This window comes from Vibrio sp. J383 (genome assembly GCF_023503985.1).
Lineage (GTDB): Bacteria > Pseudomonadota > Gammaproteobacteria > Enterobacterales > Vibrionaceae > Vibrio > Vibrio splendidus.
In genome coordinates this window covers 43,958-68,458 of sequence record NZ_CP097294.1, presented here as the reverse complement: position 1 = coordinate 68,458, position 24,501 = coordinate 43,958, and the positions used below count along the sequence as shown (strand labels likewise).

General features: G+C 43.2%; 18 protein-coding genes, 6 tRNA genes, 3 rRNA genes and 1 riboswitch. Of the genes, 18 read left to right on the top strand and 9 right to left on the bottom strand.

The window, feature by feature from the left end; translation table 11 throughout:
• Window positions 1-47: 47 nt before the first annotated feature.
• The gene (gene ribB, locus M4S28_RS16800; RefSeq protein ID WP_004733029.1) at window positions 48-704 is read right to left on the bottom strand and encodes a 3,4-dihydroxy-2-butanone-4-phosphate synthase; all 657 of its coding nucleotides are present in this window, start codon (window positions 702-704) and stop codon (window positions 48-50) included.
• Window positions 705-889: 185 nt separating this feature from the next.
• A riboswitch (FMN riboswitch) is annotated at window positions 890-1,040 on the bottom strand.
• A 385-nt stretch (window positions 1,041-1,425) separates the two neighbouring features.
• On the opposite strand from ribB, the gene M4S28_RS16795 reads away from it, so the two are divergent.
• A complete protein-coding gene (locus M4S28_RS16795) occupies window positions 1,426-2,172 on the top strand; it encodes a phosphatase PAP2 family protein (RefSeq protein WP_249633272.1) in 747 nt (248 codons plus the stop codon).
• A 55-nt stretch (window positions 2,173-2,227) separates the two neighbouring features.
• Here M4S28_RS16795 and M4S28_RS16790 read toward each other — a convergent pair whose 3' ends face one another.
• The 3 genes from M4S28_RS16790 to M4S28_RS16780 form a co-directional block, all read right to left on the bottom strand.
• Window positions 2,228-2,590: an MmcQ/YjbR family DNA-binding protein gene (locus tag M4S28_RS16790; protein WP_249633271.1), complete on the bottom strand. Its 363-nt coding sequence runs from the start codon at window positions 2,588-2,590 to the stop codon at window positions 2,228-2,230.
• An 83-nt stretch (window positions 2,591-2,673) separates the two neighbouring features.
• Window positions 2,674-3,399, bottom strand: coding sequence for a sulfite exporter TauE/SafE family protein (locus M4S28_RS16785; protein WP_198592567.1), 726 nt, complete (start codon window positions 3,397-3,399; stop codon window positions 2,674-2,676).
• Between the two features lie 224 nt (window positions 3,400-3,623).
• Window positions 3,624-4,829, bottom strand: coding sequence for an MFS transporter (locus tag M4S28_RS16780; protein ID WP_249633270.1), 1,206 nt, complete (start codon window positions 4,827-4,829; stop codon window positions 3,624-3,626).
• A 29-nt stretch (window positions 4,830-4,858) separates the two neighbouring features.
• On the opposite strand from M4S28_RS16780, the gene M4S28_RS26555 reads away from it, so the two are divergent.
• Together M4S28_RS26555 and M4S28_RS16770 are read left to right on the top strand one after the other, a co-directional pair.
• Window positions 4,859-5,008 carry a hypothetical protein gene (locus tag M4S28_RS26555; protein ID WP_017076875.1) on the top strand — a complete coding sequence of 50 codons (150 nt, stop codon included), beginning with the start codon at window positions 4,859-4,861 and terminating at the stop codon, window positions 5,006-5,008.
• A 460-nt stretch (window positions 5,009-5,468) separates the two neighbouring features.
• Window positions 5,469-6,083, top strand: coding sequence for a DUF6198 family protein (locus tag M4S28_RS16770; RefSeq protein ID WP_009846279.1), 615 nt, complete (start codon window positions 5,469-5,471; stop codon window positions 6,081-6,083).
• Between the two features lie 137 nt (window positions 6,084-6,220).
• On the opposite strand, the gene sigZ is transcribed toward M4S28_RS16770, so the two are convergent.
• Together sigZ and M4S28_RS16760 are read right to left on the bottom strand one after the other, a co-directional pair.
• Complete coding sequence (gene sigZ / locus M4S28_RS16765; protein WP_108203144.1) at window positions 6,221-6,835, bottom strand: RNA polymerase sigma factor SigZ; 615 nt, start codon at window positions 6,833-6,835, stop codon at window positions 6,221-6,223.
• Window positions 6,819-7,115: an ArsR/SmtB family transcription factor gene (locus M4S28_RS16760; RefSeq protein WP_004733042.1), complete on the bottom strand. Its 297-nt coding sequence runs from the start codon at window positions 7,113-7,115 to the stop codon at window positions 6,819-6,821. The genes sigZ and M4S28_RS16760 overlap by 17 nt, the downstream gene beginning before the upstream one ends.
• A gap of 233 nt (window positions 7,116-7,348) precedes the next feature.
• Between M4S28_RS16760 and M4S28_RS16755 the strand changes: the two genes are divergently transcribed.
• Window positions 7,349-8,449 carry a permease gene (locus tag M4S28_RS16755; RefSeq protein WP_017070391.1) on the top strand — a complete coding sequence of 367 codons (1,101 nt, stop codon included), beginning with the start codon at window positions 7,349-7,351 and terminating at the stop codon, window positions 8,447-8,449.
• Between the two features lie 142 nt (window positions 8,450-8,591).
• On the opposite strand, the gene M4S28_RS16750 is transcribed toward M4S28_RS16755, so the two are convergent.
• Entirely contained in the window at window positions 8,592-9,794 is a 1,203-nt protein-coding gene (locus M4S28_RS16750) for a hypothetical protein (protein WP_249633268.1), read from the bottom strand.
• A 364-nt stretch (window positions 9,795-10,158) separates the two neighbouring features.
• On the opposite strand from M4S28_RS16750, the gene M4S28_RS16745 reads away from it, so the two are divergent.
• The 3 genes from M4S28_RS16745 to M4S28_RS16735 are packed head-to-tail and all read left to right on the top strand — an operon-like array spanning window position 10,159 to window position 13,857.
• Window positions 10,159-11,514 carry a TackOD1 domain-containing metal-binding protein gene (locus M4S28_RS16745; RefSeq protein WP_249633267.1) on the top strand — a complete coding sequence of 452 codons (1,356 nt, stop codon included), beginning with the start codon at window positions 10,159-10,161 and terminating at the stop codon, window positions 11,512-11,514.
• Entirely contained in the window at window positions 11,501-12,817 is a 1,317-nt protein-coding gene (locus M4S28_RS16740; RefSeq protein WP_249633266.1) for a glycosyltransferase family 2 protein, read from the top strand. The genes M4S28_RS16745 and M4S28_RS16740 overlap by 14 nt, the downstream gene beginning before the upstream one ends.
• A complete protein-coding gene (locus M4S28_RS16735) occupies window positions 12,784-13,857 on the top strand; it encodes an HlyD family secretion protein (protein ID WP_249633265.1) in 1,074 nt (357 codons plus the stop codon). Before M4S28_RS16740 ends, M4S28_RS16735 begins: the two co-directional genes overlap by 34 nt.
• A 74-nt stretch (window positions 13,858-13,931) precedes the next feature.
• On the opposite strand, the gene trmY is transcribed toward M4S28_RS16735, so the two are convergent.
• Window positions 13,932-14,531 carry a tRNA (pseudouridine(54)-N(1))-methyltransferase TrmY gene (gene trmY / locus M4S28_RS16730; protein ID WP_151418100.1) on the bottom strand — a complete coding sequence of 200 codons (600 nt, stop codon included), beginning with the start codon at window positions 14,529-14,531 and terminating at the stop codon, window positions 13,932-13,934.
• Window positions 14,532-14,787: 256 nt separating this feature from the next.
• On the opposite strand from trmY, the gene M4S28_RS16725 reads away from it, so the two are divergent.
• From M4S28_RS16725 to M4S28_RS16680, 10 genes are all read left to right on the top strand, one after another.
• The gene (locus tag M4S28_RS16725) at window positions 14,788-15,312 is read left to right on the top strand and encodes a DUF3087 family protein (RefSeq protein ID WP_249633264.1); all 525 of its coding nucleotides are present in this window, start codon (window positions 14,788-14,790) and stop codon (window positions 15,310-15,312) included.
• A 619-nt stretch (window positions 15,313-15,931) separates the two neighbouring features.
• Window positions 15,932-17,486, top strand: a 16S ribosomal RNA gene (locus M4S28_RS16720).
• Between the two features lie 123 nt (window positions 17,487-17,609).
• A tRNA-Glu gene (locus M4S28_RS16715) sits at window positions 17,610-17,685 on the top strand.
• A 20-nt stretch (window positions 17,686-17,705) separates the two neighbouring features.
• Window positions 17,706-17,781 (top strand) — tRNA-Lys (locus M4S28_RS16710).
• 26 nt (window positions 17,782-17,807) lie between these two features.
• Window positions 17,808-17,883 (top strand) — tRNA-Val (locus tag M4S28_RS16705).
• A 25-nt stretch (window positions 17,884-17,908) separates the two neighbouring features.
• A tRNA-Ala gene (locus M4S28_RS16700) sits at window positions 17,909-17,984 on the top strand.
• Between the two features lie 65 nt (window positions 17,985-18,049).
• Window positions 18,050-18,125: transfer RNA gene (locus M4S28_RS16695), tRNA-Val, on the top strand.
• A gap of 418 nt (window positions 18,126-18,543) precedes the next feature.
• Window positions 18,544-21,437: ribosomal RNA gene (locus M4S28_RS16690) — 23S ribosomal RNA — on the top strand.
• A 148-nt stretch (window positions 21,438-21,585) separates the two neighbouring features.
• A 5S ribosomal RNA gene (gene rrf, locus M4S28_RS16685) occupies window positions 21,586-21,701 on the top strand.
• Together the 16S, 23S and 5S rRNA genes with 6 tRNA genes alongside form the textbook arrangement of a ribosomal RNA operon.
• 69 nt (window positions 21,702-21,770) lie before the next feature.
• A tRNA-Ser gene (locus M4S28_RS16680) sits at window positions 21,771-21,861 on the top strand.
• 291 nt (window positions 21,862-22,152) lie between these two features.
• Here the strand turns inward: M4S28_RS16680 and M4S28_RS16675 are convergent.
• Window positions 22,153-23,736 carry a phosphoethanolamine transferase gene (locus tag M4S28_RS16675; RefSeq protein ID WP_249633263.1) on the bottom strand — a complete coding sequence of 528 codons (1,584 nt, stop codon included), beginning with the start codon at window positions 23,734-23,736 and terminating at the stop codon, window positions 22,153-22,155.
• Between M4S28_RS16675 and M4S28_RS16670 the strand changes: the two genes are divergently transcribed.
• Window positions 23,636-24,490 carry a glycerophosphodiester phosphodiesterase family protein gene (locus tag M4S28_RS16670; RefSeq protein WP_339385622.1) on the top strand — a complete coding sequence of 285 codons (855 nt, stop codon included), beginning with the start codon at window positions 23,636-23,638 and terminating at the stop codon, window positions 24,488-24,490. The genes M4S28_RS16675 and M4S28_RS16670 overlap by 101 nt on opposite strands.
• The last annotated feature ends 11 nt before the right edge of the window (window positions 24,491-24,501 follow it).

Sequence of the window (24,501 nt, the reverse complement as noted above, 5' to 3'; positions counted from 1 at the left end):
TATTAGCGATCCAATTATCGCCAGCGCTGGACACTGACGATTAAGCGTTATGCAAGCTTAAGGTCGAACTCAGTGCGGTACATAACCATATCTTCAATGGTCAGTACTGGCATGTTGTGCATTTTACCGAAAGCAACGATCTCTGGCGCTTTTGCCATCGTGCCATCTGGGTTTGTTACTTCACACAGTACACCGGCAGATTGAAGACCAGCCATTTGCATAAGATCCACTGTACCTTCTGTGTGGCCGCGACGAGCAAGTACACCACCTTTACGAGCACGCAATGGGAATACGTGGCCAGGGCGAGCAAGGTCAGTAGGCTTAGCTGTTGGATTTGCAGCTGTCTTGATCGTTGTTACACGGTCAGCGGCAGAAACACCTGTTGTTACACCAACTTTCGCTTCGATAGTTACGGTAAACGCAGTTTGGTTTGCGCTGTTGTTATCAACAACCATAGGTGGAAGTTCAAGTTGGTTCGCTTGCTCGTCAGTTAGACACAGACACACAATGCCGCTGCATTCGCGGATCATAAGCGCCATTTGAGCATTCGTCAGGTGTTCTACTGAGTAGATGATGTCGCCTTCGTTCTCGCGATCTTCATCATCGAGTAAAAGTACGCCACGACCTTCGCGTAGAGCTTGCAGTGCGTTTTCAACGCGAGTGATTGGTTCGCCAAATTCGGCAAGTAGTGAAGACTGATTCATGGTTAAACTCCTAAAATATCACCAGAATCAGGGCTGTATGAGGGATCTCAACCGAGCACAACAAAGCCTACTCATTACAAGAGGCTTTAGCTCATCATGGTTTTATCCAAAACGAAATGCACCCGTCTAAGTTTGAGGCATGAACCCAATAAATGGGCGCGCCTTTCCAACTAAAACGAGTGTGTTTTCATTCTCTCTCATCCGGACTATGACCGTCGGCTCTGGCATCTCACCAGATCTGCTGACCTCGACGAATCGAGCGCTCGCGGGCTTATCTTTAGATTTTGCTAAGGACATACCGCCGGTGGGGAATTTCGCCCCGCCCTGAGAATAAAAATTAATAATCTGTTTTGCTTTTGAAAGCAGACCAGATGGTAATCCTTTCAATAGTGGATTTAAAGGACTGACAGCAAAGTATTTAAGATTTTGGCCTTATAATCCGGTAAGTGTTCACTTTATCGGCAGAACACGTCAGGCAGTCTTTAGTGGGATGATGCCTTTGTCTCGTTTGATTTCTGTGGTCTTTACTTTCTCAATGAACATAAGTGGATGGTGAACATTATTGGTGTTGGCGTGGCTGTTCACCGAGTCAATATTCAAGCTCCGCATTAATCGGATATTGTTACGCCATGACAGCTCACTGACCGTTTTGACATAAAATTGATATTGGCGATGCTAAGCTGCGATAGCATCCGACCACTTTATTCAAAAGGTCTTAGCCATGACTTCTCTGTTCTCTAACAAATCCAAAGGCTTATTACTGCTCGTTCTAAGTTTGTATTCTCTCGTACCTTTTTTGATCTTTGGATCGGACTTTGATCTTGGAAGTGCGGTTTTGCCTTTCTATGGCGTCTTAATGACGTTCGTGACTTACTCAGCAGGTAATCAAGGGTTCTTGGTGACGCTCGCTGTGTTGTCTTTAGTATTGCTCACGATGAAGTTTTCCAAAGCTAAGTTAGTCAGCCTTTGTCTGCAGCTCGGCCTGTTGTTGGTGCTTAGCTTTGCAGCGAAAACCTTCTTAAAGCATTCCACTGAGAGCCCTCGTCCTTATTCTGAGTATTTGGTGACGCAAGAAGTCGTTGAAATACCAGAGCTGTTTTACGAACTGCCATTGGTAGAAAAGAATGCTGCTATTGAGTCTGTACAAGATAAGGTGAGCGAGTGGCGAACACGTCATTGGCTGGGTGAAACCGACTACTCTTTCCCATCTGGACACATGATTTTCGTAGGTGTGTGTTTGGCGTTTTTTGGGGGATTGTTCCTAGAGGCGAAACGCTTTTATTTAGTCGGCGGTTTGTTGGTTTGGGCTGGTGGTGTCGCATATAGCCGTGTTTGGCTTGGCATGCATCGACCTGAAGACTTAGCCGGATCTATCGCTTTTGCGGGTTTAATTTATTTATTGGTGCCGCTCATGTCTGAGCAAAAAATAGAACGCTATTTATCTGCATTTTTGAAACAGACTTCCTAGTCATCGTTCCTCATTACAAAAAACTAGGGCTCAGAGTCGCAATACGTGACAAACGTTATTGGTTGAGCCCGAGTTCTGCTTGTTTCTTTTTGGTTAGCCCTAAAGACACAATTCGGTGTGATTCAGTGAGGTAATACTTCAGCTCCTCATCCCTTTTTGATGTGCTCTCAAAAAGTTGGATCCACTTCATTCCGCGCGAAGCAAAGTAAGGAGCAGGTTTATAGCCTGACTCTTCTTTCAGGAAATCAAAATTCTGATCGGATGCCTTGAAGATAAACGCAGGCTCGTCATTTGGTCCCCAACCACCTATCGCAAACACCTTGCCACCCACTTTCCAGACGTGGGAGTTATTCCACTGCATCACATAACTGGTTGCAGGTTGTGACTGGCAGAATGCATTGAATTCGTCGTAAGTCATAGAGCGTCCTTTTATCTATTGGGTGTTTGAACTGTGTTGGTTTTCTAAGATGTTTTTCTTCTTCCCGTCTTTATCGAAAATCACTAGCTAGCTAAGCCCTGCCAAATTGCAGTAAAGCCACTGATAGAACATAGCAGTAAAGAACCGATGCGTATTTTCTCTTTAGGGATGCTTTGCGTCGTCAGCAATGCCACTTTGTAACCCAACCAAGCCGCAGGAAGCAACGGGATTGTGATGATCAAATGGTGCATCGTGAAGAAGCCAATTGGGATTTGCACAATCAATGAAATGATCGAACTAAACACGAAAAAGGCAGACAAGTTACCACGTAGTTGATTTGCATCTTGATGCTGCAGTAGTAGCGCCATCGGAGGGCCACCAATACCGGAACTAGTGCCAAAGAATCCTGAGAAAAACCCCGCAATACCCATTTTAGTTGGGGTTGGTTCGAGTCTGAATGGCAGTAGGCTAACAATTACGGCAAATACCACCAATAAGCCTAACCATAGTGACAGCACGCTCGTTGAAACCATTACCAGCAAGGCTCCGCCTGCAATTGAACCTGGAATACGGCCAAGCAGTGCAATTTTTAATCCGCCGATAGAAATGTTTGCTCGGTGTTTAAACGCATTGAATATAGAAATGAACAGGCCAACGAGACAGATAGGCGCGGGTACGTAATCAGGTGAGACTAAAAACAACAGTGGGGCTGCCACAATAGCCAAGCCAAAGCCGATTGCGGTTTGCACAAACGAACCGACAAAAATGAGTGCCATCGCGATAAGGGCGGTCTGATCTAGGTATTCCATAAGCCTGCGAATTAGTTTTAAAGGAGCGAGTGGATACTATAAATTAAAACGAAAAGAATAGTCTTATTATTCAGTGAGGTTTATGCAAGTTTCGTTAGTTATCATTTGGATAATAACGACTAACAAAAAAGCGAGTGAGCATATCAGGATACTTCCTTTCAATACTCACTCGCTTATTGGAACGACTTGTTGCTTACGCTAGTGGGGGGAGTCAGCATAAAACGTTAAGCCATTGCCAATTTCAGTCGCTCAATCGGCTTGTCATTGATAGGCAAATGGATCAGTGCTGCTGCAAATGCCAGTACCACCGTTGACCACCAGATTGGCTCGTAAGATCCGTAGTAATCGTAAATACGACCACCAACCCAAGCGCCTAAGAAGCTACCCACTTGGTGAGTAAAGAATACCAAGCCGTACAACGTCGACAGGTAACGAGCACCGAAGATCTGACGAACTAAACCAGACGTTAGCGGAACCGTACCCAACCAACAGAAACCAATCGCCGCACCGAAGATAGCCGCGGTTGACTCAGTCACTGGCAAAGTCACAAACGCACCAATAACTACAGTACGCACTAAGTACAGTGCCGACATTACATGACGTTTGCTGAACTTATCGCCCATCACACCCCAGAAGTAAGATCCGAAGATATTGAAGATACCAACATAAGCCAGTGCCATCGCTGCACTACTCGCAGGCAAATCTTTGTCTGCTAGGTAGCTTGGTAAGTGCGTTGCAATGAACATGACATGGAAACCACACACGAAAAAGCCCGCGTGAATTAACCAGTAGCTTTTGTTAGCAAACGCTTCAGATAGCGCTTCTTTTAGTGTCTGGTTGTCTTCAATCTGTTTATTGGCTGCCGACTTCGGCGCTCGCATAAACAGCGCAAATGAGATCATGAAACAACAAAGCACGCCAAAGACTTGCATCGCACTCTGCCAATCAAATTCGTTCAACATGTATTGGGCGCCTGGAATCACAGCGAACATGCCAAACGAGCCTGCTGCTGTGGTTAAACCAAATGCCTTAGCTGCGTGTTCTGCAGGTACTACTTTTGCTACTGCACCTAACACGATCACATAGCTTGTCGCACTTAACCCAAGTCCAACGAGTGCGCCTAGTGAAACGTAAAGCATGCTCGATTCGGTAGAAATTGAGGTAAGAAGTAAACCCAAACCATAAGCACATGCGCCAGCGATAATGATGCGTCTTGCTCCCCATTTGTCAGCAGCCATACCAACAAAAGGTTGGAACACGCCAAACAATAGGTTTTGTAGCGCAATCGCGAAGCTGAAAAACTCGCGACCCGTGCCGAAATGCTCTGAAATTGGCATCATGAAAATGCCGAATGATTGTCTGATCCCTAGACTGATAATAAGTGTGCCGATCCCAAGCCATACCAGTAAAGGAAAACGGAAAATGCTCATTCTAATACTCTTAAATTAATGGTGGTGATGTGAGTGGTCTTGCGCTGACATGTGTTGGTCAGTCATCTCATGGTGATGTTCGTGCCCAGAATGCTCATGCGCTGATTGCTGGTGGCAGCCACTGCTCACGGCATGCTGAGCCAAGAGATCAATCAATGGCTGACTGTGATGCACAATAACCAAACTAATGATGAGAAATAGCGTCATTCTGGCCAGTTGGGCAAAAAGAGATTGTGAAAACATAAGGTGTTTATATGCGCTCAATGTTGTAAGAAGTCGCGCATCATAATGACGAGTAGGGTATGTATCAAATGACCATTTGTGATTTAGTCTATGCGTTTTACGCATAGATTTATGCGTCGTTAGAATTGGGGCGAAACGTGACCAATAAATAGGAAAACTCGAAGTTTACTGGTTAATAGATAGAAGTATGTAATTAAGAATGAAAGTCCAAATGAAAGATTGTAACTGTCTGTTTAATTAAAGATTTCACAAAACTGTAAAAACTAATATACAAACTAATCACTAATCAACATTGGCCATTCACTCGACTTATCTGTCAAACATCGTAAATTTGGGCATAAATCGTTTCAAAACTACTGAAACGCGATGTTAAAAGATTCAGGGAGAGTCATTCACATGGATAAAGATCATAACCTTCGCGAAAATTTACTGGCACTGCTCTTAGGTAGCGCACTGGTTTCACTCGGCGTTATCTTTTTCAACCAAGTCGGTTTGCTCACCGGAGGCACGGCTGGTCTAGCGATCTTCATTACCAAAGTAACAGATTTGAGCTTTGGCCAAGTATTCTTCGCACTTAACTTACCTTTCTATATTTTGTCGGTTGCTCGTATGGGCTGGCGCTTCACCATCAATACGTTTATCGCTGTTTCGATTGTTTCGTTCGCTGTGGATCACTTGTATCACGTGATTCAAATTGCCGAAATTCATGCATTGTATGCAGCTTTACTTGGTGGTGGCTTGATTGGTACCGGCATGTTGGTGATTTTCCGTCACAAGATGAGTTTAGGTGGCTTCAACATTCTGGCGTTGTTCTTACAAGAACGTTTTGGAATTCGAGCGGGTAAGGTTCAGATGGCATTAGACTGCACGATTGTTGTGCTTTCTCTGTTCATTGTTGATGTGTCATTGGTTCTTCTGTCTGTGCTTGGTGCGATAGTCACCAACTTGATTCTAGCAATGAACCATAAACCGGGGCGCTATCAACCTGTGGTAAAAGCCGAAGCAGCATAGTTCGGTTCTCTAAAGCACTAGGTTCGCTTAAGCACTAGATTCGCTTAAGCAAAGCGTGATTTGCAGATTATGAAAACAACAAAGCCAGCATCAATTGCTGGCTTTGTTCTATTGAAATAACGGATTCGATGTAACGATTAACACTTGCCGCAGCTGGTGTTCGACTTAAGCTCGCAATCAATCACATTGCCTTGTTGATCAAGAGACAAGTTACAACACTCTTCAAACAGGTTCTTAAGATCAGCACGGCTTTTTTGCACGCGAGATTTAACCGTTGAGTAGCTGACGTTCTGCGCTTCTGCGATCTCTTTTTGGCTTTGACCTTTGATGTCGACCGCAAGCAGTAGCGATGAACTTTGTTCTGGTAGTGCCTGAATAAAAGGTTCAATACACAATGAAAGCTTCTGCTTAAATTCAGAGTCGTGGTCTAAATCGGTAAACCACAGATCTTCAGCACCAATTTGGCTATCACGTTGTTGGCGTGCATGCTTACGGTAGAAGTCGATAATGGTGTTGTTGGCTAACTGGAACAGCCAAGCCTTAACACTGCTCGCATCTTGTACCTTGTCTAAGTTCTGAAAGGTCTTAATCAAGATATCTTGGAGCAAGTCGTCTACATCCGCAGAATTGTTGACCTTTGAATGCAGGAATGACTTTAATGCTTGCTGATACTCGGCCCAGACTTGCTCGAGCTTCAAAGGTGCCTTATTCAAAGGCGCCCCGTTCAAAGGTACATCAGTTGCACTGTTCATTTACGCAACACTCGTCTTGTAAGAAATCAATCACACCTTCTAGGCACTCATACTCCGCCACGCAGAATAGAGTTCTTCCTTCTCGTCTTTGGCTGATTAGGCCCGCAGACGCCAAGCTGGATATGTGGTGAGACAAGGTAGAACCGGGAATGCCTAGCTCTTCTTGTAGGCCGCCAACTGCAATGCCTTGGTAGCCAGCTTTAACGACACTCTTATAAATGGTTAGGCGAATAGGGTGCCCCAACTCTTTAAGTGCTTTCGCAACGACTTCTAAGTTCATATTAACTCCTCAAGATTTAATTTCGATGTTAGTCGAAATGTATGATGAATTCAAATTTAAAAACGGTGTCTGTGTAAGTCATTGAAAAACTGTGTTTTCGAAAATCATTTCGATTTTTATCGAAATAAAGCTTGATCTGGAGCTGTTTATTTCTATAATTCGAGAATATTCGAAATTAAGGGTTGGTTACTTTTCTCATAGAGCCCGACCTTCAATCCAGTTTGGAGTTAATTATGAGCAATGAAATGTTAACAATGCTAAAAGACGCACTTGATATGTTCGCTTTCTTAGCAGTAGAGCTAATTATCCTTTTCTTAGCGATCAGCTACATTGTTGGGATTCTTCAAGAGTTCCTTACACCAGAAAAGATTCAATCTATCCTGAGCTCACGTAATGGCAAGGGTTATGTAGTAGCAGCACTATTGGGGGCAATTACACCTTTCTGTTCATGTTCGACCATTCCTTTCCTAAAAGGATTGCTGCGTGCAAGAGCGGGTTTCGGTCCAATGATGGTGTTCCTATTCGGTAGCCCTCTATTGAACCCAGTGATCATTGGTTTGTTCGTGATTACCTTCGGCTGGCAAGTGGCTGTGTTCTACTTCTTAGTCGCAATGACAGTATCTGTAGTGGCAGGTTACGCACTTGAGAAGCTTGGCTTTGAGCGTTACGTAAAACCTGAAGCGTATGAATCAACAGGTTCAGCTTCAAGCTGTGGCACTAGCTGTGGTGACTCTGCTCCTAAGAAAGCAGCACCGGTTAAAGCAGAATCTTCATGTGGTACAAGTGCATGTGGCGAACCTGCACCCGTAATGGCGAAAGAGACATCTTGCTGCGATTCTAAAAAAGAAGAGCCACAAGTAACGGTTTCATGCTGTTCAGCGGATGGAAGCGCAACAGCTGAAATCGTAGAGAAGAAAGAGCCTAGCCGTTGGATGAGAATTTGGTTCTCAACTTGGAAAGACTTCAAACAAGTTTTCCCTTACCTAATGATGGGTATCGCGATTGGTTCATTCATCTACGGCTTCATTCCTACAGACCTAATTGCACAGTACGCTGGTGAAGGTATGTGGTATGCGATTCCTGTAGCAGCCGTGATTGGTATTCCACTGTACATTCGTGCTGAAGCGGTAATCCCACTAAGTGCTGCTCTAGTTCAGAAAGGTATGGCGTTAGGTTCGGTAATGGCATTGATCATTGGTAGTGCGGGTGCAAGTTTGACAGAAGTTATCCTGCTTAAATCAATCTTCAAAAACCAAATGATTGCAGCATTCCTATTCGTTATCCTAAGCATGGCGATGGGTGCGGGCTTCCTATACAGCTTCATCTTTGGTTAATCAGTTCTGATTTCGAGATAACACCATTGATACCAAACACCTTTGATACCAATAGATAGATAATAAAAAAGAGCTCACTTAGTTGAGCTCTTTTTTTGCTTAGGTTGTCCCGTCCTGAAATGTGTTTAACAAAGCATGATTATCAGACTGCGTTTGGCAGCGCAGCCGAAGTACCGTATGCAGCGAAAGCATTGGTGGCTAATACATCACAGTGATGACGATTAATGGCATCACCGTAATTGTTAGTGATTCCGGGGAACTGAAAGCGATACATTGGAATACCATAGCGACGCTCCCTCTGCTGACCGATTCGATCTTTGCTTGTCCATAACAGTCGGTTCTTTGCCGTGTAAGTCATGCCGTGCATTTTATTGAAGTATTCTTCATTGCTGCGCATTTGCTCGTATAGCTCAATGATGCGTTGCCTAGAAAAGTTCAACGTCGAGTTCGCCTTAAGTTGCGTTCCCCAACCCGTTAACACTTTTTCCATGAAATCACGAGTCACGAGCCCGGGGCCAGTAAGTAAACCCGCACCTTTACTTCCGCCTGAGGTATTGGCATTACCCACCAAAGTACCGTGTCGGCCTGGCATATAGGTAGTGTAATATTTAGTGGAAGGGGACAAGCGTGGCATTCTCGCTTTGAAAGCTAAAGAGCGTTCGTCTTCAGCAAACACACATACGATCTGTTTGACGTTTTTGCCCAGTAATTTGTAATCCTTGAATGCGTTCATCCCACCAGGAACGGGGTCACACGCAAAGATGTTGACTGGAATATGGCTTAGCTTGGGATCTTTGAGCATTCGGTTCGCCAATTCAAAGCAACTGACACCCCCGCGGCTCCAACCCACGATGTTAACTTGGCTAATGGGTTTAGTTTGGCGCTCAATCGCAATGTTCTGTTGGCGAGCGGCAATCCCTTGTTTTAAGTCTGCAGCTAGAGCTTGTGAATCTTTCAACCAATCTTGATATTTCTGATTGGTTGCGAAAGGCCAAGCGGATTTTTCTGGGCGAGATTCGCTAAGCAGTCCTTTTGCTCTCTTCATGTAGTTATTCTTATCTTGTTGGTTTCCGCGCAAGATATTCAGTACATGACGCATGTTGCTGTCGATGCCTTTGCCTAGCAATGTTCCCTTAACTCCAGAATATGTGTCGTCCTTACTTTGCTTCAACCATTCGTTCTGATTCCCACTGCCAACGCCATCCACTTGAATGTAGTCAATCATGTCTCTGCCCGTTGCATTCTTCGCTAGCGTCGAAATCAATTCGCCAGAAACATAGTTTTTGTGATTGTTGTCTTCTGAGTTTGAGCCTGTTCCACAGAAGAATACGGTTAATACGCTCATCCTTTGCCTTTAACACGATTAATTAAGATTGGAATCAGTATAGAAGTGATATGAGAAATTTATAAGATTGAATGAGTTAGAGAGAGGCATTGCTCCGAAAGTTGATGTAATTAGTCTGAAAAAAGTATCGTTATCCAATTTTTGGAGTGCTGTATATCTATAATTTTAAAATTATCATTAATATCTATGTTTCTGTATTGTTAATGTAATGGTGTCAGTATTTTATATTGTTGGTTAATAATTGGACTGTTTTTACATCGATATCTAGTATTTGTATAAGGCCGACCAATCCAATAGCATTCATTAATATTCAGAATGTTACGTTTATTTGACGGTGGAAGTGTCAAAAGTATGGAGTTAATGAATGAGAGATAAATTAAAAATTTACTGTCTTGGGACCCCAATAGTTGATACGGAAAATCGATTTGATATTGCGCAAGTAAGTGATATTGAGCAACTACCAGAGCTGTTAGGTGGTGTGGTTTTTCTAAACACAGAAGCCAGTGTACAAGATGATTTATTAAGTCAACTTCACCGTTGCAGAAAGTTTTGGTCTTGGAAGATTTATGTATTTGAAACTAGCGCATTGTCAGTTTGTTTATCTGATGGAGTTTTAAATCAAGAGACTATTGAGGAAGAATTACTCCAACATAGTAGAACGTTGAACAGTGTTTCCGAATCGACGGAGGCTTTAGACCCTTTAATTGGATGGTTAGGGTTAGAGCAAGACCGACGACTAGTCCCTCATCGATCCCTGACTCTGAAATCGATATATTCTTACCCTTTAGTCGACTTATATTATCCAGAGTTGAGTTCTACATATCGTTTTGTTTTGTCAGAAACCAAGCGTGATACGTTTGAATATGATGAGTTGATCAATCGAGTCCGTGTATGTTCTGACTGCGCTAGTGCTCATTTGAATTACATCGAAGTGTGCCCTTCATGTAAAGACATTGATATTACCGAGCGTGTCTCATTACATTGTTTCACCTGTGGTCATGTAGCCGAACAAGGACAATTTAAACGTAACCATAAACTGGAATGCCCTAAATGTTTAACTCAACTTCGTCATATCGGTGTGGATTATGACCGCCCGTTAGAGACTCATTCATGTAACGTTTGTTCTCATTCCTTTTCTGAAGCTGAGACTTTGGCTGTTTGTTTCAGTTGTGATGCCAAGAATGATGTTTCTCAGTTGGTTGTCCGGAAAATCTATTCATTAAAATTAGGTGTGCAGGGCGAGTATATATTTCGTCACGGCGTCAAATTATCTGCTCCAGAGCTGACACTACGCGGCAAAGTAGACAGCGGGTATTTTTCAAACCTCCTTGATTGGGTCAATCGTATCGCTATCCGTCATCAAGAAGAGCATCTTCTCCTAGGTCTGCATCTTCCTGATTTAGCTCAATATGTATCTAAGAATGGAGATGCGAAAATGTTTGCTTTGATCGAGCAAATTACTGAGCGCCTTAACGGTTTGTTTAGAGACTCAGATATTTGTTGTCAGTACAAAAGTGATGTTCTTTTCGTATTTATGCCTAAAGCTAAGATGGAACATATCAATGTTCTGCGTGAAAAAATAGAAGCCCTTTGTCTACTTATTGAAGACGACGATTTTACATTGAATGTGTTTGCTTGGAGCCTTCCTGACCCCATAGTTAAAGAGGATGTTGGGGCATGGTTAGAGAGTAAAGTCGGCGAAATTTATGCTGTCGAATAGCCTCAATCTTCAACAATATTTTTGGGGGATGTTACTCGAAAATACAGAGCTATGGCTCATGCTGTTCCCCATGATGGTTATTGTTGAACTGCCACTTTTTTTACTCGTGTTAACAGGGATATTTCGTTGGTCTTATTCTGAGAGTGATATTGAGACAACAGAATACCCGAGCATATCTTTCGTCATTACTTGTTATGGCGAAGGAGATGCGATTGAAATTACGATAGACACACTAGTTGAGCAACTGTATCCCGGAAAGATTGAAGTGTTAGCGGTAGTTGATGGTGCAGCTCAGAATGAAGATACTTATCAAGCTGCGATTCGAGGTGAGCAGAGACATCAATCTGTAAAAAATCGAAATGTTCGAGTTATACCTAAGTGGCAAAGGGGAGGAAGAGTATCAACGTTGAATGCTGGTTTAGATAATGCCACCAGCGATTTTGTTATAAATGTTGATGGCGATACTTCTTTTGATAACGATATGGCACTGCAAATGATGAAGCAATTTACTGACAAGAATGTGATTGCTTCAGGTGGTGCGTTGCGTGTAAGAAATTGGCAGGACAACTTACTTACTCGTATGCAGTCTCTAGAATATATGTTGTCTATGCAAGCAGGAAAAACAGGGCTCTCAAACTGGGGAGTGCTAAATAATATTTCTGGAGCCTTTGGTGCATTTAGAAAAAATGTATTAAAACAAGTTGGAGGTTGGGATACGCATACGGCTGAAGATCTCGATTTAACGATGAGGCTTAAACAATATAAGAAACGCTACCCAAATAATAGATTGGCTTTTGCACCAAGAGCTGTCGGTCATACTGACGTGCCTCATACCTTAAAAGGATTAGTACAGCAGAGGCTTAGATGGGACGGAGATTTATTGTTTCTGTTTTTGAGGAAACACAATGAAGGACTAACCCCCCGTTTACTGGGTTGGGGGAATTTCATCTTCACTCTCGTTTATGGTGTATTGCAAAATGTATTGCTGCCGATTCTAGTTTCAGTGTTCATGTTTTATATATTTTGGGTTCACTCAATTGATTTTGTTGCTGCATTGATGATTCTAATTTATTGCGTGTATTTGTTTACCGTAATTATATTTTTTACTGTTTACATTGGTTTAGTTTCTGAAAGGGAGAAAGAGGATCTAAGAATGGCTAAATGGCTACCCCTCTATCCTTTTTATCAGTTTTTTATGCGCTTGATTACTGCGTTTTCCATGGTTAATGAATTATTTAGAAGAAGTCACGAAGAGTCGAGTATGGCTCCTTGGTGGGTATTGAAAAAAGGCAAAAGGTTTTAGCAATGAAAGTAAAATTTCATCTGGATAAAAAAAACAAACCTCAATCGGACGACGGTGTAAAGGTTGCTTACGGACAAGCAAAAAGAGGGGGCTATCGCTTTCGTTGGTATTTGATCTTGAGCTTGGTAATAAGCCCACTTGTATTCGTGGCTTATTTTTTCTTGAAGACAAATTTTCTCGTGATTGCTCCAGCTATTGTTACGTCTTATCCAGTTACTCTGACTGCTAAGGTTGCAGGCATTGTTGGGCCGATACCCATAGACGACGGCACTCAAGTGGAGCGAGCACAGACTGCAATTCAATTGACGAATTTGGAAATTGAAGCTCAAATTGAGTTTATACATGCGGAGCTGTTAGGGTTAAAAGTCAATTTACCAAGCGATATGGAAGCATTGCACTTAAACGGTATTGCAGAAACGCGTCGGAACCTCAGTAAAGTACAGCAAATTCAAAAGCGTTATGAAGAATATCGTAAAAAAGGACAAGTATCGGATGTGGATTATGCCAGTATTGTTGGAATGGGTAACTCGCTGAACAACCAGTTGAATCAACAAAAGCTTGATTATCAAAGCGCGAAATTGGCTGAAGAGGAGCGGGAGTTAGCTGGACCAGTTAGTCAGGCTAAACGTTCATTGATGAAAGATTTAGCCCTTAAGCGTGTAAGAGAGCAAGAGTTATCGGTAAAGTCTCCCTATGCGGGTCGCGTCGTAGACATACATGTTGTCGAAGGGCAGCGAGTTTTTGAAGGCGATGAGCTAGTGACGATAGCAAAAAATACCGTTCCTCATATAGTGGCTTACCTAGACCCTAAATATTTAGAAGACGCGGTAAAGGGAGCAAATGCGTTGGTAAAGTTTCCTAACGGTAGCTCTTTTGAAGCTGAAGTGTCCGATTCGGTAGAAGTTGTGAGCAAATTACCAAGCCAGTTAGTAAGCCCGTTTGAAGGTCAGCCGGCGTATTTGAAAGTTGTATTGGACTTTATTACAGCACCGCCGGAAGAGTATTGGGTTGAAGGGATGACAGTTGAAGCTCGTTTTTAGTGCGGATGTTAACTGAACAAAGGAGTAAATGGAGCGTGATCGCTCCATTTTTATTTCAACAGCTATGAGTTGAATCAGAAGTCTCTTAAATCAAGCTCATTGTTGATTAACACAACACACTGAGAAGCAAACAGCATGTTCGGGCCTAAGCTGATCTTTTCTGTTCCTAAGCGCTTTAAGCTGTTGTAGCTTTTCTTCGGCATAGGGATGTGATCAGTAAGAAGGAAGCATGGGTTTTCAGCAATCTCTGCATCACGGATAAAGTCACCTTTCTTATCCATCATGTATAGCTGATGGTCTTCAGCCAGTTCTTTCACTAATTTTTCAAAGCTCATAGTGCGAACGACGATCCCCGGTTCAACCTGACGAGTCTGCTCTTTGGTCATACCTTGAGAAGCATCAACCGCTCTTACTACCGCTGATAACAATGCCGATTCATGAAAGCCGCCAATGTTGGTGATTTCATTTGAATCGAAAGTGATCGTACGTGAGAAGTCTTTAGTACTTTCTAATACAAGGTGCACGGTGACATTCTCACGATGAGATTGAGCGACGAAGATAGTGTTCATAAGAGTATGAGCCAGAATCTCAGTATGAGCGTCTTGCCCAACACCTTCTAAGATAAGTTTACTCTCTGTAGGGGCTGCGCGAGCGCGTAATACAAATGAACGCATGGAATGTACCTTGTCAGTATGTGATAAAGCGAAACAGACTTTATCAACATGAATTGATGAATAACCAAAATTATGGCGGTATGTAACTCTTTTCTATTAATGAAGTCAAATGGAGTTATGTATAGTACTGACCAGAAGAACTATACGTATTAAATAGAGAGTGACCACATTACAAGACGGTAAAGGTTGAAGCGAACCAAGGTTGACATAGATAGTATGCGCAAATTATTAGGTGACTTACATAAGGAAGTAGGTGATGAAGTTACAGAAGATTAATAAAGAAGAATATAGAAAGAAGATGAACCTACTGTTGGTTTCATTGGTTGGGTCACTCGCCTTGTTTGCCATCGTATTCGGTAGCATTCTGATTGAACTTTTTGGTTCAGTTGGATCCGTTACTGGGGAAGCGACAGGCAATTTCCATTTGAATGTACTCGGGGTGATTTTATCAGTCGCACTGAATGCCTTTATCGCGAGTCGTGTGAAAGGGTATGATTACTTTAAGGAAGCACTTTATGTGTGGAACCTTAAACAAACTCACAATCAAATCTATCGCAAGCTCAAGCGTATTCAACCTAAAGCTGAGCAAGGCGATCGAGAAGCACTGACGATCCTTTACTTCTATTACACTACGCAAAAACAGGTATATGACCTAGATAACAATACATTGACGATAAAAACGGTTCAGCAATCGCTAGATAACATAGTGGAGCTGAGTGAAAAGTGGAGTATCGAACTGGATATAAAGGCATTTTCGAAAGATCTAGTCGCGAAATTCTAAGTTATATGCTCTTGATTGTATTAACTTTGGCCTATGAAAGAGGGTTTTGACGTAAAAGTAGACGCTTAAGCAACTTTTTTGAATTTTTATCAAAAAATGGGTTGCCATGTTTACGATGATCTCTATAATGCCGCCTCACTGACACGGCAGACGCCACAAGGCTTCAGCGGTAATCAGTAAGACGGAAAGTTCGAAAGGAATTAATTTTAAAAAGTGTTTGACACTTAAGATTAAATCGCTAGAATTCACGTCCGCTTTCAAAGGTTTCTTTGTAAAAAGAAAGTTTCGATAAGCAAAGCTCTTTAACAATTTAAACCTATCAATCTGTGTGGGCACTCGTTGATGAATATCAAAACGTTTTATCTTCCCTTTTTATTAAGAGAAGTAAAACAGTTACTTCGGTAACAAACTTGATTTCAATGAACTGAGTGACCAATACGTTTAACTACTTTCTCTTGTAGAAAGAAATTATTCGGCACAGTCAATTCATTACCATTCTGTTCCTATTTATTTAAGAAGAGAGGGGTAATAGCTTTAGAATTACATGTTCTTTGTTTATTTTCGAATAGGCGAATGAATATTAGTTTTGAAGTCAGTATTCGTTGAGTCACAAAATCTTAAATTGAAGAGTTTGATCATGGCTCAGATTGAACGCTGGCGGCAGGCCTAACACATGCAAGTCGAGCGGAAACGACACTAACAATCCTTCGGGGGCGTTAATGGGCGTCGAGCGGCGGACGGGTGAGTAATGCCTAGGAAATTGCCTTGATGTGGGGGATAACCATTGGAAACGATGGCTAATACCGCATAATGCCTACGGGCCAAAGAGGGGGACCTTCGGGCCTCTCGCGTCAAGATATGCCTAGGTGGGATTAGCTAGTTGGTGAGGTAATGGCTCACCAAGGCGACGATCCCTAGCTGGTCTGAGAGGATGATCAGCCACACTGGAACTGAGACACGGTCCAGACTCCTACGGGAGGCAGCAGTGGGGAATATTGCACAATGGGCGAAAGCCTGATGCAGCCATGCCGCGTGTATGAAGAAGGCCTTCGGGTTGTAAAGTACTTTCAGTTGTGAGGAAGGGTGTGTAGTTAATAGCTGCGCATCTTGACGTTAGCAACAGAAGAAGCACCGGCTAACTCCGTGCCAGCAGCCGCGGTAATACGGAGGGTGCGAGCGTTAATCGGAATTACTGGGCGTAAAGCGCATGCAGGTGGTTCATTAAGTCAGATGTGAAAGCCCGGGGCTCAACCTCGGAACTGCATTTGAAACTGGTGAACTAGAGTGCTGTAGAGGGGGGTAGAATTTCAGGTGTAGCGGTGAAATGCGTAGAGATCTGAAGGAATACCAGTGGCGAAGGCGGCCCCCTGGACAGACACTGACACTCAGATGCGAAAGCGTGGGGAGCAAACAGGATTAGATACCCTGGTAGTCCACGCCGTAAACGATGTCTACTTGGAGGTTGTGGCCTTGAGCCGTGGCTTTCGGAGCTAACGCGTTAAGTAGACCGCCTGGGGAGTACGGTCGCAAGATTAAAACTCAAATGAATTGACGGGGGCCCGCACAAGCGGTGGAGCATGTGGTTTAATTCGATGCAACGCGAAGAACCTTACCTACTCTTGACATCCAGAGAAGCCAGTGGAGACACAGGTGTGCCTTCGGGAACTCTGAGACAGGTGCTGCATGGCTGTCGTCAGCTCGTGTTGTGAAATGTTGGGTTAAGTCCCGCAACGAGCGCAACCCTTATCCTTGTTTGCCAGCGATTAATGTCGGGAACTCCAGGGAGACTGCCGGTGATAAACCGGAGGAAGGTGGGGACGACGTCAAGTCATCATGGCCCTTACGAGTAGGGCTACACACGTGCTACAATGGCGCATACAGAGGGCAGCAAGCTAGCGATAGTGAGCGAATCCCAAAAAGTGCGTCGTAGTCCGGATTGGAGTCTGCAACTCGACTCCATGAAGTCGGAATCGCTAGTAATCGTGAATCAGAATGTCACGGTGAATACGTTCCCGGGCCTTGTACACACCGCCCGTCACACCATGGGAGTGGGCTGCAAAAGAAGTGGGTAGTTTAACCTTTCGGGGAGGACGCTCACCACTTTGTGGTTCATGACTGGGGTGAAGTCGTAACAAGGTAGCCCTAGGGGAACCTGGGGCTGGATCACCTCCTTATACGAAGATAGTCACGATGAGTGTCCACACAGATTGATTAGGTTTAGAAAAGCAAAGAGAAGAAGAACTCCCAAGGTTCTTCGAAGTTTGTTTTTACTTTTAAAGTAGAGATAAACTAGCAGTGTCCCGTTCGTCTAGAGGCCTAGGACACCGCCCTTTCACGGCGGTAACAGGGGTTCGACTCCCCTACGGGATACCACTTCCTTCAAGAAGTAAAAAGGGTCGTTAGCTCAGTTGGTAGAGCAGTTGACTTTTAATCAATTGGTCGCAGGTTCGAATCCTGCACGACCCACCATTTCCTCCCAAGGAAATAAAAATTTGGGGCGATTAGCTCAGTTGGGAGAGCACCTGCCTTACAAGCAGGGGGTCACTGGTTCGAGCCCGGTATCGCCCACCATTTCCTCCCAAGGAAATAAAAATATGGGGCTATAGCTCAGCTGGGAGAGCGCCTGCCTTGCACGCAGGAGGTCTGCGGTTCGATCCCGCATAGCTCCACCATTCTTTCTCCATGAAGAATGGCTTTTATTTTCACTTTTTGAAAGTGAAGACAAAAGAACTATCATGGGCGATTAGCTCAGTTGGGAGAGCACCTGCCTTACAAGCAGGGGGTCACTGGTTCGAGCCCGGTATCGCCCACCATCTTTAAACATTCTTTGATGACAACAGTCTAATGAGAGTTTTTAAAAATGGTTTTGAAAGTTTAAAACTCGAAAAACTCTTGCTCTTTAACAATTTGGAAAGCTGACTGATTTGAATAACGAAGTTATTTAAATCAAATTTAAAAGTTCTCAATGTTTATCTGCTCTTATTTAATAAGAACGGCATAAACACAACAAACACATTCAAGTGTCTTGTATTCGAATGATCAGAAATGATTGTTCATTTTTTGATTCTACTTTTTATTAAAAAGTGGAAACAAAAAGTAAATTGAGTCCGGCAAACAGTTATCAAGAATTAACCCTTCTTGATGACAACCAAAAACCTTGGTTAGTTGCCATACGCTTATTTGTCTTCACTTTTTAAAGTGAAAGTAAATAGAAACCCTTTCGGGTTGTATGGTTAAGTGACTAAGCGTACACGGTGGATGCCTTGGCAGTCAGAGGCGATGAAAGGCGTAATAACTTGCGATAAGCCCAGATTAGGTAGTAATAACCTTTTGAGTCTGGGATTCCTGAATGGGGAAACCCACTTGCATAAGCAAGTATCCTGTTGTGAATACATAGCAACAGGAGGCAAACCGGGGGAACTGAAACATCTAAGTACCCCGAGGAAGAGAAATCAACCGAGATTCCGAAAGTAGCGGCGAGCGAAATTGGATTAGCCCTTAAGCTTTTAATGATGCAGGTGAAGAGTCTGGAAAGTCTCGCAATAAAGGGTGATAGCCCCGTAACCGACACATCATAATCAGTGAAAACGAGTAGGGCGGGACACGTGATATCCTGTCTGAATATGGGGGGACCATCCTCCAAGGCTAAATACTACTGACTGACCGATAGTGAACCAGTACCGTGAGGGAAAGGCGAAAAGAACCCCTGTGAGGGGAGTGAAATAGAACCTGAAACCGTGTACGTACAAGCAGTAGGAGCACCTTCGTGGTGTGACTGCGTACCTTTTGTATAATGGGTCAGCGACTTAATTTTAGTAGCAAGGTTAACCGTTTAGGGGAGCCGTAGGGAAACCGAGTCTTAACTGGGCGTACAGTTGCTAGGATTAGACCCGAAACCAGGTGATCTAGCCATGGGCAGGTTGAAGGTTGAGTAACATCAACTGGAGGACCGAACCGACTAATGTTGAAAAATTAGCGGATGACTTGTGGCTAGGGGTGAAAGGCCAATCAAACCTGGAGATAGCTGGTTCTCCCCGAAAGCTATTTAGGTAGCGCCTCGGACGAATACTACTGGGGGTAGAGCACTGTTAAGGCTAGGGGGTCATCCCGACTTACCAACCCTTTGCAAACTCCGAATACCAGTAAGTACTATCCGGGAGACACACGGCGGGTGCTAACGTCCGTCGTGGAGAGGGAAACAACCCAGACCGCCAGCTAAGGTCCCAAAGTATAGCTAAGTGGGAAACGATGTGGGAAGGCTCAGACAGCCAGGATGTTGGCTTAGAAGCAGCCATCATTTAAAGAAAGCGTAATAGCTCACTGGTCGAGTCGGCCTGCGCGGAAGATGTAACGGGGCTAAGCTATACACCGAAGCTGCGGCTACGTACCTTAGGGTATGTGGGGTAGGGGAGCGTTCTGTAAGCCGTTGAAGGTGGTCTGTAAGGGCTGCTGGAGGTATCAGAAGTGCGAATGCTGACATGAGTAACGATAAAGGGAGTGAAAAACTCCCTCGCCGGAAGACCAAGGGTTCCTGTCCAACGTTAATCGGGGCAGGGTAAGTCGACTCCTAAGGCGAGGCCGAAAGGCGTAGTCGATGGGAAACGGGTTAATATTCCCGTACTTCTTACAATTGCGATGGGGGGACGGAGAAGGCTAGGTGGGCCTGGCGACGGTTGTCCAGGTTCAAGTATGTAGGCGGGTGGTTTAGGTAAATCCGGACCACTACTAACGCTGAGATACGATGTCGAGCTACTACGGTAGTGAAGTCATTGATGCCATGCTTCCAGGAAAAGCCTCTAAGCTTCAGATTGTAAGGAATCGTACCCCAAACCGACACAGGTGGTCGGGTAGAGAATACCAAGGCGCTTGAGAGAACTCGGGTGAAGGAACTAGGCAAAATGGTACCGTAACTTCGGGAGAAGGTACGCTCTTATCAGTGAAGTCCCTTGCGGATGGAGCAGACGAGAGTCGCAGATACCAGGTGGCTGCAACTGTTTATTAAAAACACAGCACTGTGCAAAATCGTAAGATGACGTATACGGTGTGACGCCTGCCCGGTGCCGGAAGGTTAATTGATGGGGTTAGTCTTCGGACGAAGCTCTTGATCGAAGCCCCGGTAAACGGCGGCCGTAACTATAACGGTCCTAAGGTAGCGAAATTCCTTGTCGGGTAAGTTCCGACCTGCACGAATGGCGTAATGATGGCCACGCTGTCTCCACCCGAGACTCAGTGAAATTGAAATCGCTGTGAAGATGCAGTGTACCCGCGGCTAGACGGAAAGACCCCGTGAACCTTTACTACAGCTTGGCACTGAACATTGAACCTACATGTGTAGGATAGGTGGGAGACTATGAAATTGCGTCGCTAGATGTGATGGAGTCGTCCTTGAAATACCACCCTTGTAGTTTTGATGTTCTAACGTTGGTCCCTGAATCGGGATTACGGACAGTGCCTGGTGGGTAGTTTGACTGGGGCGGTCTCCTCCCAAAGAGTAACGGAGGAGCACGAAGGTGGGCTAAACACGGTTGGACATCGTGTGGTTAGTGCAATGGCATAAGCCCGCTTGACTGCGAGAATGACAATTCGAGCAGGTGCGAAAGCAGGTCATAGTGATCCGGTGGTTCTGAATGGAAGGGCCATCGCTCAACGGATAAAAGGTACTCCGGGGATAACAGGCTGATACCGCCCAAGAGTTCATATCGACGGCGGTGTTTGGCACCTCGATGTCGGCTCATCACATCCTGGGGCTGAAGTCGGTCCCAAGGGTATGGCTGTTCGCCATTTAAAGTGGTACGCGAGCTGGGTTTAGAACGTCGTGAGACAGTTCGGTCCCTATCTGCCGTGGGCGTTGGAAAATTGAAAGGGGCTGCTCCTAGTACGAGAGGACCGGAGTGGACGAACCTCTGGTGTTCGGGTTGTCATGCCAATGGCATTGCCCGGTAGCTAAGTTCGGAATCGATAACCGCTGAAAGCATCTAAGCGGGAAGCGAGCCTTGAGATGAGTTTTCCCTGGCACTATAAGTGTCCTAAAGGGTTGTCGTAGACTACGACGTTGATAGGCAGGGTGTGTAAGTGCTGCGAGGCATTGAGCTAACCTGTACTAATTACCCGTGAGGCTTAACCATACAACACCCAAGGGGTTTTGTGGACTCAGATGTACCAGACCTTGAATGCGTTTGAAGAGAAACTTTTATAGCTCTATTAAATAAAGAAGCAGCTTTCCAGATTATTTTGCCTTCAGTTTTTAAAAACTGGAAGTAAAAGCAAAATTTGCTTGGCGACCATAGCATTGTGGACCCACCTGATTCCATGCCGAACTCAGAAGTGAAACACAATAGCGCCGATGGTAGTGTGGGGTTTCCCCATGTGAGAGTAGGACATCGCCAGGCTTTAATTTTGTTATTTGCGTAGCAAATAACAACCTCAACAGTGTACTAATCTGTTGATGACAATTTGTTGGAGGGATGGCTGAGTGGTCGAAAGCACCGGTCTTGAAAACCGGCAACCGTTAATAGCGGTTCTAGGGTTCAAATCCCTATCCCTCCACCACCATTGAAAAGCCCGCTGAGAAATCAGCGGGCTTTTTTCTTATCTGTTTCAAATCATTATGTATCATCCAAAAATTTACACACGCACTTAATTCACTTGCGAATACTGTCAGAGTTTCCTAAATCATCTCATTAGGCTTTTTGCTAACAAGGTTAATGAAGTTCTTGAATAAGTAAAATTGAGCTGATATCTGCCTACACAGTGTTAAATAAGGGATAACTTGATGTGTGGAGAAGGTTACTTACTAAGTAAACTTTATGGTATTCAGAATCTTCTGTATCAGTTGTTCGCTTAGTCGATTTTTCTTACCTTGAACTCACTCGTCAACACTGAGTCATACTCCTTTCCTATGTACTCGGTATTGAAGATACTTTTGTTTTGCTCTGTCTGTTCTGAAGATATTCCTACCCATTGTGCAAATGTGTCTGAAAAGTCTCTTAGGTTATATTTAACCGAATGTATTTTCGTTTCTTGTGGATCATTACTCATTGCTATGAAAGGTACTTCTACTGCCTGCCTTGAAAAATGTGAGCCAGTTCCGTGAATCAGATACGGTGGAACGTTTACAGATGTTAGGCCATGGTCAGAAAAATAAATGATTTTATATGTTTTATCATGCATCGTGAGTAGGTCTCTAAGCTTTTCTATAAAAGCAACGCCATAAGTCACTGATTTTGAATAGCATTCTAGGTATTTGTTATCTGAGGGTTTTAGTGAAATCTCCTCATCAAACCTCTTACAAAAGTCATAGTGCGACCCCATAGTATGAATGAAAATGACTTTCGGCTTTTTAGTTTCTTCACGAATCGCCTTGATCACTTCTGGTAGGAGAATGTTATCGGGTTCAGCTTTATCATAAGACGTATTCTTATAATATTGGTAATGTGCCCTACTCGCGATTGCGGATACCTGTGTCTCGTATTGCCCGATCTTAGCTTGATTTGATATCCAATAGGTTTTCATTCCAGCATCATTAGCAAGATCTATCACATTTAAGTTTTTATCATGCCTGTTTACATCTAGGCTCTTTGATAATATTCGAGGGACTGAGAAATATGTAACAACGGATGGGGAAATAACACCATTAAATATGGTTGCTCCTTTTATCTTTTCATTCTCTTCGTTATACGATGGGAAGTGATTTTTAATAACAGATTCACCAATATTTACGATGTAAATATCCTTTAATACATTATTTGTATGAACATTCTCCCATTTTGAAGAGATTACTGATTTTCCCCCTTCGAGAAGAGACAGTTCATAATATAAAGAAATAGGTTTAATAACTGTAATTAACCCTAAAAAACTAAACCACACTTCATGATGGATTGTTTTTGAGTATTCTTCATTGAGGTATGTCGTCTTTTTATTATCATGTAAGCTATAAAATTTGGTGATTAATATGCTGGAAAATAATATCAACATAATTAATGAAAATGGCTTACCAACCTTTCCTAAGGTAATGTGAAATGATAAAAAAAGTAGAATGGAAAATATAATAACCTTTACATATGTTATGACGCTAATGCTTTTTATATGTTCAAGAGCTTCACCTCGATTAGACTCTAAAACCGACCCTAAGACACCTAAGTCTAAGCTTAGAGAGTTTAATCTTAAGTAGAAATCAAAAGTCATTATTACCGTGAGAAGAAGAAATACAAATCTATTACCGACAAATGCTATTATAGTTGCTATACATAACATGTTTAAACTCAATATTGACAGGGTAAACCACACATTATCATCAGCCCCAGTTCTCAACAGGTAAAATGTCATGATACTTAAAGGAATCAGAGTCTTAATATCAATATTTTGTCTAGTTCTCATATGTTTTTGGGTAGCTTTTGTTATCGGCCCTTCGATGAGTGTAGTCATTGATGTATGGAGAGGCAATGTAAAGGCATACCCAAATGAACATAATAATATCTCTGAAATTATCGTTAATTCTGGTGGTTTGATCGCACATGCCGGTGGGGGAATCAATGGATTAAAATATACAAACTCGTTAGAAGCGATGGAGCAATCAATTGAACATGGTTTCAAGATGATCGAGTTAGATCTACTTATCTCATCGGATGGAAGGATTGTTGCTGTTCATGATTGGAAGTCTTTTCACGAAATGACAAATTCTAATAATACTGGGTCTATTAGCTATAAAGAGTTTGAATCAAAGACAATTTATGATAAATATAAAACATTAAATATATCTACAGCTATTGATATTCTAGATGAAAGTGACGTGGTGTTAGTCACGGATAAAATAAAAAATCTTGCCTTGCTTTCAAAATATATAATAGATAAAGATAAATCTATTATCGAAGTATTCAGTATAGATAAATATAATGAAGCAATAGAGTTAGGTTTTAATAATGTCGCATTAAATATAGATCTAAATACACCATTTATTCTTGAGTGGATTGATTTAAATGAAATTAAGGCTGTGACGTATCGGGGTGATAACCTTGGTTCTCTAGGGAGTGAGTATAAGAAGGCGATAGAACTAAGTAACATGGGGGTTTCTTCCATGATCTATTCGACAAATGATTTAGACTTAGATGGTATTAAAGCCTCTGGAATCGGAAATTTTGCGTTATATGTCGACTTTGTTCTTCCATCAGATGAACTCTAAGATTGCAGGTT

What these genes read in the sequence shown, in the direction of transcription:
- ribB (WP_004733029.1), bottom strand. Translation starts at nt 704, where the DNA reads ATGAATCAGTCTTCACTACTTGCCGAATTTGGCGAACCAATCACTCGC.
- M4S28_RS16675 (WP_249633263.1), bottom strand. Translation starts at nt 23,736, where the DNA reads ATGACTACACTCATCGAAGGGCCGATAACAAAAGCTACCCAAAAACAT.
- M4S28_RS16670 (WP_339385622.1), top strand. Translation starts at nt 23,636, where the DNA reads ATGATACTTAAAGGAATCAGAGTCTTAATATCAATATTTTGTCTAGTT.
- M4S28_RS16755 (WP_017070391.1), top strand. Translation starts at nt 7,349, where the DNA reads ATGAGCAATGAAATGTTAACAATGCTAAAAGACGCACTTGATATGTTC.
- M4S28_RS16795 (WP_249633272.1), top strand. Translation starts at nt 1,426, where the DNA reads ATGACTTCTCTGTTCTCTAACAAATCCAAAGGCTTATTACTGCTCGTT.
- trmY (WP_151418100.1), bottom strand. Translation starts at nt 14,531, where the DNA reads ATGCGTTCATTTGTATTACGCGCTCGCGCAGCCCCTACAGAGAGTAAA.
- sigZ (WP_108203144.1), bottom strand. Translation starts at nt 6,835, where the DNA reads ATGAACAGTGCAACTGATGTACCTTTGAACGGGGCGCCTTTGAATAAG.
- M4S28_RS16745 (WP_249633267.1), top strand. Translation starts at nt 10,159, where the DNA reads ATGAGAGATAAATTAAAAATTTACTGTCTTGGGACCCCAATAGTTGAT.
- M4S28_RS16740 (WP_249633266.1), top strand. Translation starts at nt 11,501, where the DNA reads ATGCTGTCGAATAGCCTCAATCTTCAACAATATTTTTGGGGGATGTTA.
- M4S28_RS16785 (WP_198592567.1), bottom strand. Translation starts at nt 3,399, where the DNA reads ATGGAATACCTAGATCAGACCGCCCTTATCGCGATGGCACTCATTTTT.
- M4S28_RS16725 (WP_249633264.1), top strand. Translation starts at nt 14,788, where the DNA reads ATGAAGTTACAGAAGATTAATAAAGAAGAATATAGAAAGAAGATGAAC.
- M4S28_RS16750 (WP_249633268.1), bottom strand. Translation starts at nt 9,794, where the DNA reads ATGAGCGTATTAACCGTATTCTTCTGTGGAACAGGCTCAAACTCAGAA.
- M4S28_RS16790 (WP_249633271.1), bottom strand. Translation starts at nt 2,590, where the DNA reads ATGACTTACGACGAATTCAATGCATTCTGCCAGTCACAACCTGCAACC.
- M4S28_RS16760 (WP_004733042.1), bottom strand. Translation starts at nt 7,115, where the DNA reads ATGAACTTAGAAGTCGTTGCGAAAGCACTTAAAGAGTTGGGGCACCCT.
- M4S28_RS16770 (WP_009846279.1), top strand. Translation starts at nt 5,469, where the DNA reads ATGGATAAAGATCATAACCTTCGCGAAAATTTACTGGCACTGCTCTTA.
- M4S28_RS16780 (WP_249633270.1), bottom strand. Translation starts at nt 4,829, where the DNA reads ATGAGCATTTTCCGTTTTCCTTTACTGGTATGGCTTGGGATCGGCACA.